Genomic DNA, 8,728 nt, shown 5'->3' with positions numbered 1-8,728 from the left:
AGCCAATACAACGACGGCCAGCAATGGATCCTGGGCGAGCCGCGCTCGTTCTTCGTGACGGCGGACTACACCTTCTAACTGAACGCAACACTGTCCAAATGTGGGAGCGGGCTTGCTCGCGAATGCGGTGTGTCAGGCATCTGGTGACTGACACCCTGCATTCGCGAGCAAGCCCGCTCCCACATTTGTCCTGCGGTGTTCCGGAGACCTGTTACAGGTCGCCGTAACCCAACGAACGCAACGCGCGCTCATCATCGGACCAACCACCCTTAACCTTCACCCACAGGTTGAGCATGATCTTCGAATCAAACAGCAATTCCATGTCCTTGCGCGCTTCGGTGCCGATGCGCTTGATGCGCTCGCCCTTGTCGCCAATGATGATTTTCTTCTGGCCGTCACGCTCGACGAGGATCAGCGCATGGATATGCAGGGTCTTGCCCTGCTGCTTGAACTCTTCGATTTCGACGGTGATCTGGTACGGCAGCTCGGCACCCATCTGGCGCATGATTTTCTCGCGTACCAGTTCGGCGGCGAGGAAACGGCTGCTGCGGTCGGTGATCTGGTCTTCCGGGAAGAAGTGTTCGTTCTCCGGCAGGTAGCCAGCAATCACACGTTCCAGGGCTTCGAGGTTGTGCCCGTGCTGGGCCGAGATCGGCATGATCTGGGCGTTCGGCAGTTGTTCCTGCAGCCAGCTCAGGTGCGGCATCAGCTCGGCCTTGTCTTCGATGCGGTCAGTCTTGTTCAACGCGACGATCAACGGGCCGGTGACGTACTGCACGCGCTCCAGAACCATCTGGTCTTCGTCGGTCCACTTGGTGCGGTCGACCACGAAGATCACCACGTCGACGTCTTTCAACGCGGCCGAAGCGGTTTTGTTCATGTAGCGGTTGAGGGCCTTTTCGCCGCCTTTGTGCATGCCCGGGGTATCAACGTAGACAGCCTGTACGGCGCCTTCGGTCTTGATGCCCAGCATGTTGTGGCGGGTGGTCTGGGGCTTGCGCGAGGTGATCGCCAGCTTCTGTCCCAGGATGTGGTTCAGCAACGTGGACTTGCCCACGTTCGGACGGCCGACGATGGCAACATAGCCACAGCGAGTTGCGGTTGAATCAGTCATGGCCATTCTCCACGCCCAGGGCAATCAGTGCTGCAGCGGCCGCTACCTGTTCGGCAATACGACGGCTCACACCCTGACCTCGGCTTTTTTCATTCAGTAAGGTGATTTCGCATTCGACGAAGAACACTCGGCAATGCGGCTCACCCTGGATATCCACCACTTCGTAACGCGGCAGGTCGCAACCACGGGACTGCAGGAATTCCTGCAGGCGGGTCTTTGGATCTTTGTTGGTGTCTACCAGCGTCAGGCTTTCGATTTCGGTCGACAGCCAGGCGACGACGCGCTCCTTGGCCGCTTCCATGCCCGCGTCGAGGTAGATCGCGCCGATCAGTGCCTCAAGGGCGTCGGCCAGGATCGACTCGCGACGGAAACCGCCGCTCTTAAGCTCGCCGGAGCCCAGGCGCAGGTAATCACCCAGGTCGAAACCACGGGCCAGTACAGCCAGGGTCTCGCCTTTCACCAGGCGCGCACGCAAGCGCGACAACTGGCCTTCGCGGGCCAGCGGGAAGCGATTGAACAGGGCTTCGCCGGCGACGAAATTGAGGATGGCATCACCGAGGAATTCCAGGCGCTCGTTGTTACGCCCGGCAAAACTGCGGTGTGTGAGGGCAAGGATCATCAATTCCTGATCCTTGAAGGTGTAGCCGAGCTGGCGCTCGAGACGGCTTAGAGAAACGCTCACGGTTTACCCACATTCAGTTCGAGGCACCGGTGGCCTGCGACGATTAACGCTGTGTTCAAATTCAAATCCTGGTGGTTGCTGCATGGAGCCTGGTTTTGTCCAAGCCCCAGAAAAGCATTCGGCGCTGTGTTCACAGCGCCGCATGGATTACTTGATCAGCCCGACCCGCGAGAAGTTCGGCAGGTGGCTGAGCTTGGGTTCCGGCCAACTCATCCAGACCGCGAAGGCCTTGCCGACGATATTCTGGTCGGGGACCATGCCCAGCAGGTCCTTGGGAATATTCGGGTCATCCCAGTAGCGGCTGTCGTTGGAGTTGTCGCGGTTGTCGCCCATCATGAAGTAGTGCCCGGCAGGCACTGTCCACTGGTTGTCAGGCGGCGAACGGTAGCGGCTCATCTCCTTGCGGATTTCGTGCTCTACCGCCCCGAGTTTTTCCTGGTACAGCTCGGCGCTGCCCAGGGTGTTCGGCTCGGAACCGATCAGTTTTTCTGCCACCGACTCGCCGTTGACGAACAGGCGCTTGTCACTGGTGTAGCGAATCACGTCGCCCGGCAGGCCCACTACACGCTTGATGTAGTTGACGTTCGGGTCGCTTGGGTAGCGAAACACCATCACATCGCCGCGCTGCGGGTCACCGATCTCGATCACTTTCTTGTCGATCACCGGCAAGCGGATCCCGTAGGAAAACTTGTTCACCAGGATGAAGTCGCCCACGTCCAGGGTAGGTTTCATCGAGCCCGAAGGGATCTGAAACGGTTCCACCAGGAACGAACGCAGCACCAGCACGATGAACAACACCGGGAAGAACGACTTGCCGTATTCAACCAGCATCGGCTCTTTGTTCAGTTTCTCGATCACCGCCACATCGGGCTGGCTGACGCTGCCCTGATAGGACGCGATGGCTGCCCGGCGACGCGGGGCGAAGAACACCAGATCGAGCAACGCCAATAGACCGCAAACGGCAACGGCGATGACCAGCAACAGCGGGAAATTTAGTGACATAGGACCTAACTATCCAACCTGAGCACCGCAAGGAAGGCTTCTTGTGGAATTTCCACGTTACCCACTTGCTTCATGCGTTTTTTACCGGCCTTTTGCTTCTCGAGCAGCTTGCGCTTACGGCTGACGTCGCCGCCATAGCATTTGGCCAGTACGTTCTTTCTGAGTGCCTTGACGGAAGTCCGTGCAATGATCTGCCCGCCAATGGCGGCCTGGATCGCGACGTCGAACATCTGGCGCGGAATCAGTTCTTTCATCTTTTCGGTCAACTGGCGACCTTTGTAGTGCGCGTTGTCCTTGTGCACGATCAGCGCCAGGGCATCCACCTTGTCGCCGTTGATCAGTACATCCAGCTTCACCAGATTAGCTGATTGGTAACGGTCAAAATGGTAATCCAGCGAAGCATAGCCGCGGCTGGTGGATTTGAGACGGTCGAAGAAGTCCAGGACCACTTCGTTCATCGGCAAATCGTAGGTCACTTGCACCTGGGTACCGAGGAACAGCATGTCGTGCTGTACGCCACGCTTTTCGATACACAGGGTAATGACGTTGCCCAGATGCTCTTGCGGCACAAGAATATTGGCCCGCACGATCGGTTCGCGCATGTCTTCGATGGAAGACAGATCCGGAAGCTTGGACGGGTTGTCGACGTAAATCGTTTCACCGGTTTTCAGCGCCAGTTCAAAAATAACCGTCGGCGCGGTGGTGATCAGGTCCAGGTCGTATTCGCGCTCGAGGCGCTCCTGGATGATTTCCATGTGCAGCATGCCCAGGAACCCGCAGCGGAAGCCGAAGCCCAGGGCGTCGGAGCTTTCCGGGGTGTACTGCAACGACGAGTCGTTGAGGGTCAGCTTCTGCAGGGCTTCGCGGAAATCCTCGAAGTCGTCGGAGCTGACCGGGAACAGGCCGGCGTAAACCTGCGGCTGGATGCGTTTGAAGCCCGGCAGCACGTCGACGTCAGGGGTGGAGCTCAAGGTCAGGGTGTCACCTACCGGTGCACCGTGGATGTCCTTGATACCGGCGATGATGAAGCCTACTTCGCCGGCTTTCAGATCAGTGGTAGCCGTGTGCTTCGGGTTGAATACACCGACGCTGTCCACCAGGTGGATCTTGCCGGTGGACTTGACCAGGATCTTGTCGCCCTTCTTCACACGGCCGTGGCGTACGCGTACCAGGGAAACAACGCCCAGGTAGTTGTCGAACCAGGAGTCGATGATCAACGCTTGCAGCGGATCTTCGTAGTTGCCGGTGGGGGCTGGAATGGTCTTGACCAGGCGCTCGAGCACCTCGTCGACGCCCAGGCCGGTCTTGGCGCTGCACTCGACGGCGTCGGTGGCGTCAATGCCGATGATCTTCTCAATCTCTTCCTTGACGCGGTCCGGATCGGCCTGTGGCAGGTCGATCTTGTTCAGCACCGGCATCACCTCCAGGCCTTGCTCGATGGCGGTGTAGCAGTTGGCCACGGACTGGGCTTCAACGCCCTGGCCCGCATCCACTACCAGCAACGCACCTTCGCAGGCCGCCAGGGAACGGCTGACTTCATAGGTGAAGTCGACATGGCCCGGGGTGTCAATGAAGTTGAGCTGGTACTTGATACCGTCTTTGGCGGTGTAGTACAGGGTTACGCTGTGGGCCTTGATGGTGATCCCGCGCTCGCGCTCGAGGTCCATGGAGTCCAGCACCTGGGCTTCCATTTCACGCTCGGCAAGGCCGCCGCACATCTGGATGAATCGATCGGCCAGCGTCGACTTGCCATGGTCAATGTGGGCGATGATGGAGAAATTGCGGATATGACTCAAATCACTCACGGATCAACACTCAAAAAGGCTGCAGGCAGACTGCCCGCTGAAAAATAGCCGGGAATTGTACCTGATGCGCAGACCAGACGTCATCCATGGCGACCAAGAACAAAAATGCCCCGGTCGTTCGAACGGGGCATTTTTTGTTCATAAGCGCGGGCTCAACCGGCCCGACGCAACAGCCAGAAGCCGGCCACAGCGCAGATCGCGGTCGGCACCAGCACCGCAAACAGCGGCGAGAAACCGAATACCAGGCTGGACGGCCCCAGCAGGTCCTGGGCGATACGGAAGGTGAAACCCACCAGTACGCCGGTAAACACGCGCTGGCCGAGGGTCACGGAACGCAACGGGCCAAAGATGAACGAGATCGCCATCAGCACCAGCGCAGCAGTCACCACCGGCTGCAACACCTTGACCCAAAACGCCAGCCAGTAACGGCCGTTGTTCAAGCCCTGGTCCTTGAGGTAATGGATATACCCCCACAGGCCGGAGATAGGCAGGCTTTCCGGGATCATCACCACGGTATTCAGCAATTCGGGCTTGAGGGAAATATCCCACTGCTCCGTCGGCACATTGATCACTTCGGTGGTCGATGCCGCACCCTTGCCGATATCACGGAAATAGGTGGTGGTCACATCGCTCAGTTGCCACTTTTCGTCGGCGTACTGCGCACGTTTGGCGAAGCTCGACGACAGCAGGTGACGTTCCTTGTCGAAGTGGTAGCGGGTGACACCCACCAGCAAGCCACCCGGCTGCACGGCGTTGATGTGGATAAACTCCTCACCCTGGCGGTGCCACAGGCCATGCTTGGAGCTCTGGGCATCGCCCGAACCCTGGGCCAGGGCACGATTGGCCTGGGCCGTGGACTCGGCTGGAGGCGCCACGTATTCACCGATCAGCACGCTGACCACCATCAGCAACAGCATGGGCTTCATGACCGCCCACACGATGCGACCGATGGAAACACCCGCCGCGCGCATGATGGTCAGCTCGCTGTTGCTGGCCAGGCTGCCCAGGCCGATCAGGCAGCCGATCAGCGCAGCCATCGGCATCATGTCGTACAGGCGACGGGGCGCCGTCAGCGCCACGTAGCTCAGGACGTCGGTAACGGTGTAGGTATCGCTGACGTTGCCGACTTCATCAATGAAGGCGAACAACGAGGCCAGCCCCAGAATAATGCCCAATACCGCAAGGATTGCGACCAGGACGCTGCTACCAATGTAGCGGTCGAGCTTAACCACGGGCCATCTCCTTCACGCTGCGACGACTCCGCATCTTCAACCGCATCGGTTCCCAATAAAGCAGCCCCAGGCCAATGGCCAGGAAGACCCCGTGGACCCACCACAACCCGAGGGCCGGCGGCAGCTTGCCCTTCTCCAGGGAGCCGCGGGCGGAAATCAGGATGGTCAGGTAAGCCATATAAAGCAGGATTGCCGGCAGCAGCTTGAGGAAGCGGCCCTGGCGCGGGTTGACCCGGGACAGCGGCACGGCCATCAAGGTCACGATGAACACCAGCAGCGGCAGGGAAATCCGCCATTGCAGCTCGGCGATCGAACGCAGTTCCTTGCTGCCGATCAGGTCTGGGGTCGGGATCGCGTCGCGGTCGGTGACCTCATCGCTGACATCCGGCCGGGCCAGCATCACGCCATAGGTGTCGTACTTGATTGCGCGGTAATCGGCCTGACCGGGGCTGCCGTCATAGCGATAGCCATCTTCCAGGATCAGGTAACGGCTGCCATCCGGACGCACTTCCTGGCGCCCCTTGTCGGCCACCAGAATCGAAATACCACGGTCTTTCTGGTTCTGGCCGAGGTTTTTCTGGGAGATGAACACCCCTCCCAGGTTGGCACGGTCATCCGACATTTGCTCGGTATAGGTCACCCGGGTGCCGTCGTTGAGCGCTTGGAAGCGGCCCGGCTCCAGGGTGTCGAATTCGGTCATGGCGTCCTGTTTGTTCAGCACCAGCTGGAACTGCATGGCGCCCTGGGGTGCCAGGCTCAAGCTCAGCCAGGCCACCACCAGCGCGATACCGGTGGCCGGAACCATGGTCATGGCCAGCAAACGTTGCTGGCTCATGCCGGTGGCCGACAACACGGTCATTTCGCTTTCAAGGTACAAGCGGCCGTAGGCCAGCAGAATCCCGAGAAACAGGCCCAATGGCAGGATCAACTGCAGGAAGCCCGGCAGGCGAAAGCCCATGATCAGGAACAGCGAACCCGGATCCAGGGCACCCGAGGCAGCCTGGGCGAGGTATTTGACGAAGCGACCACTCATGATGATGACCAGCAATACCGCACTCACGGCACTCAGGGTCAACAGGACTTCGCGGGATAGATAACGGAAGACGATCAAACCAGACACTCCAGGGTTGTCAGGCTAAGGCGGCCAAACAAGCAAGCATATCGAGTCGACCCATTGCTGCAGGCCGGCTAAAAAGATGGCGCATTATCCTGTGATTGACCGCACCTGTCACGGAGCTTGCTCATACGCGTGCACAAAGCTGCCCGCAAGGGTTGTCAGGCTCGGGCGGCGAGGTTCAAACTGCGGCCTTTGTCGCGGGCGGCCTACAGGCCGCCAAGCTTACAAGCCGGAGTACAGACTCCTGGCTCACTGACCTTTATAAGGGACCCGAAAATGGAACTGGTTGTAAAAAGCGTTAGCCCCGAAACGTTGAAAACCGCCACCCTCGTGGTCGCTGTCGGCGAAGGCCGCAAGCTCGGCGTTGCCGCCAAGCAACTGGACGAACTGAGCGGCGGCGCCATCAGCGCAGTCCTCAAGCGCGGCGACCTGGCCGGCAAGGTCGGCCAAAGCCTGCTGCTGCAAAGCCTGCCTAACCTTAAAGCCGACCGCGTATTGCTGGTGGGCGTTGGTAAAGACGCCGAACTGGGCGACCGTCCGTTCCGCAAGATCATCGCCGGCATCCTCAACACCCTCAAGGGCCTGGGCGGCACCGACGCGGCCCTGGCGCTGGACGAAGTCGTGGTCAAGGGCCGCGACAGCTACGGCAAGACCCGCCTGCTGGCCGAAAGCCTGCTGGACGGCGGCTACGTCTTCGACCAGTTCAAGAGCACCAAGGCCGAACCCCGCGCCCTGAAGAAAGTCACCCTGCTGACCATCAAGGCGGCCCAGGCTGAAGTCGAACGCGCCGTGACCCACGCCCAGGCCATCGCCGGCGGCATGGCGTTCACCCGTGACCTGGGCAACCTGCCACCGAACATCTGCCACCCAACCTACCTGGGCGAGCAAGCCAAGGCGCTGGGCAAGGAATTCAAGGGCCTGAAAGTCGAAGTCCTGGATGAGAAGAAGATCAAGGAACTGGGCATGGGCTCGTTCTATGCCGTGGGCCAGGGCAGCGACCAGCCGCCACGCCTGATCGTGATGCAATACAACGGCGGCAAGAAGTCCGAGAAGCCATTTGCCCTGGTCGGCAAAGGCATCACCTTCGACACCGGCGGCATCAGCCTCAAGCCGGGCCTGGGCATGGACGAGATGAAGTACGACATGGGCGGCGCCGCCAGCGTGTTCGGCACCCTGCGTGCCGTGCTGGAACTCAAGCTGCCGATCAACCTGGTGTGCATCCTGGCCTGCGCCGAGAACATGCCGAGCGGCGGCGCGACCCGTCCGGGCGACATCGTCACCACCCTCAGCGGCCAGACCGTGGAAATCCTCAACACCGACGCCGAAGGCCGCCTGGTGCTGTGCGACGCCCTGACCTACGCCGAGCGCTTCAAGCCGCAAGCCGTGATCGACATCGCCACCCTGACCGGTGCCTGCGTAGTTGCCCTGGGCGCCCACACGTCGGGCCTGCTGGGCAACAGCGACGAACTGATCGGCCAACTGCTCAGCGCCGGCCAGGCTGCAGACGATCGCGCCTGGCAACTGCCGCTGTTCGATGAGTACCAGGAACAGCTGGACAGCCCGTTCGCCGACATCGCCAACATTGGCGGCCCGAAAGCCGGCACCATCACTGCGGCGTGCTTCCTGTCGCGTTTCGCCAAGAACTTCAACTGGGCCCACCTGGACATCGCCGGCACCGCCTGGACCAGCGGCGGCAAGGACAAGGGCGCCACTGGCCGTCCGGTTCCATTGCTGACCCAGTACCTGCTGGACCGCGCCAAAGCCTGAAAATGAAGA

At 60.3% G+C, this 8,728-nt stretch carries 7 protein-coding genes; 1 reads left to right on the top strand and 6 read right to left on the bottom strand.

Annotated features, from left to right (window positions below; genetic code table 11):
* Nucleotides 1-211: 211 nt before the first annotated feature.
* From era to lptF, 6 genes are all read right to left on the bottom strand, one after another.
* Nucleotides 212-1,114, bottom strand: a complete 903-nt coding sequence (era, locus tag HX869_RS29000) for a GTPase Era (RefSeq protein WP_003210432.1) — start codon at nucleotides 1,112-1,114, stop codon at nucleotides 212-214.
* The gene (gene rnc / locus HX869_RS28995; protein WP_003210434.1) at nucleotides 1,107-1,796 is read right to left on the bottom strand and encodes a ribonuclease III; all 690 of its coding nucleotides are present in this window, start codon (nucleotides 1,794-1,796) and stop codon (nucleotides 1,107-1,109) included. Before rnc ends, era begins: the two co-directional genes overlap by 8 nt.
* A gap of 147 nt (nucleotides 1,797-1,943) precedes the next feature.
* Nucleotides 1,944-2,798, bottom strand: a complete 855-nt coding sequence (lepB, locus tag HX869_RS28990; RefSeq protein WP_003210437.1) for a signal peptidase I — start codon at nucleotides 2,796-2,798, stop codon at nucleotides 1,944-1,946.
* Between the two features lie 5 nt (nucleotides 2,799-2,803).
* Entirely contained in the window at nucleotides 2,804-4,603 is a 1,800-nt protein-coding gene (gene lepA / locus HX869_RS28985; protein WP_003210439.1) for a translation elongation factor 4, read from the bottom strand.
* Nucleotides 4,604-4,755: 152 nt separating this feature from the next.
* Entirely contained in the window at nucleotides 4,756-5,835 is a 1,080-nt protein-coding gene (gene lptG, locus HX869_RS28980) for an LPS export ABC transporter permease LptG (RefSeq protein WP_003210440.1), read from the bottom strand.
* Entirely contained in the window at nucleotides 5,828-6,946 is a 1,119-nt protein-coding gene (gene lptF, locus HX869_RS28975) for an LPS export ABC transporter permease LptF (protein WP_003210442.1), read from the bottom strand. Before lptF ends, lptG begins: the two co-directional genes overlap by 8 nt.
* 282 nt (nucleotides 6,947-7,228) lie before the next feature.
* Between lptF and HX869_RS28970 the strand changes: the two genes are divergently transcribed.
* Complete coding sequence (locus HX869_RS28970) at nucleotides 7,229-8,719, top strand: leucyl aminopeptidase (RefSeq protein ID WP_003210444.1); 1,491 nt, start codon at nucleotides 7,229-7,231, stop codon at nucleotides 8,717-8,719.
* Nucleotides 8,720-8,728 lie beyond the last annotated feature (9 nt).

Origin of the sequence: Pseudomonas sp. P7779, from assembly GCF_013386315.1 — a bacterium.
In the GTDB taxonomy this organism is placed as follows: Bacteria; Pseudomonadota; Gammaproteobacteria; order Pseudomonadales; family Pseudomonadaceae; genus Aquipseudomonas.
Note: the sequence above shows the minus strand (reverse complement) of the source record. Positions and strands in the feature narration are given on the sequence as shown.